Source organism: Mesorhizobium sp. M4A.F.Ca.ET.020.02.1.1, assembly GCF_004022645.1.
In the GTDB taxonomy this organism is placed as follows: domain Bacteria; phylum Pseudomonadota; class Alphaproteobacteria; order Rhizobiales; family Rhizobiaceae; genus Mesorhizobium.
This window is the reverse complement of record NZ_RZOI01001278.1, coordinates 1-758: the sequence shown is the minus strand read 5'-3', so window position 1 is coordinate 758 and position 758 is coordinate 1. Positions and strand designations below refer to the sequence as shown.

The following is a 758-nucleotide window of genomic DNA, read 5'->3' as shown; positions in this document are numbered from 1 at the left end:
CCCTCGGTGTGGTCGTTGCGGCCATCGCGCTTGGCGCCTGGACGGGACCGGCGCGCGTCGCGCGCGCCGAAGTGCTGTCGATCCGCGAACGCGACTATGTCGCCGGCGCCCGTGTCATCGGCATGCATCCGCTCGAGATCGCCTTTCGCGAAGTGCTCCCAAACGCGCTGCCGCCGGTGCTGGCACTGTCCTCGGTGATCGTCGCGGCGGCGATCCTGACGGAAGCCGCCCTGTCCTTTCTCGGCCTAGGCGACCCCAACCTCGTCACCTGGGGCGGCATGATCGCCGAAGGCCGTGCTGTTTTGCGCACCGCGCCTTTCCTGTCGATCATCCCCGGCATCGCGCTGGTGCTGACCGTGCTCGGCGTCTACCTCGCCGGCGAAGGCATCGTCGAGACGACAGCGGTGCGGAGAAGTCTGTCGTGACGGCGCTGCTTTCCATGCGCGACCTCACGGTCGCCTACCGCGGCAACGGCCGCGAGGTGCCGGCGCTGAAGGGTGTCAGCCTGGAGATCGAGGCCGGTGAGCGCCTAGCGATCATCGGCGAAAGCGGTTCGGGCAAGAGCACGCTGGCGCTGGCGATCGCTGGGTTGCTGCCAAGGTCTGCCAGGATTGACGGTGAGATCGAGTGGCAAATTCCGGAATCTCCATCGTCTCATTCCTTCGCGCCCCCCTCTGTCCTGCCGGACATCTCCCCCACAAGGGGGGAGATCAGACCCTCATATCCGCTTTCGCCAATCTCCGAGGCTGGAGAAGGAG

Annotated in this window: 2 protein-coding genes; both read left to right on the top strand. The window is 66.6% G+C overall.

The genetic code is table 11. The features are described from left to right. Positions 1 to 425, top strand: a 425-nt coding sequence (locus EN742_RS36620) for an ABC transporter permease (RefSeq protein WP_148670598.1), incomplete at its 5' end; no start/stop codon positions are given. Continuing rightward, the coding region (locus EN742_RS36615; protein ID WP_128333969.1) for an ATP-binding cassette domain-containing protein at positions 422 to 758 on the top strand (337 nt) is incomplete at its 3' end. The genes EN742_RS36620 and EN742_RS36615, both read left to right, overlap by 4 nt.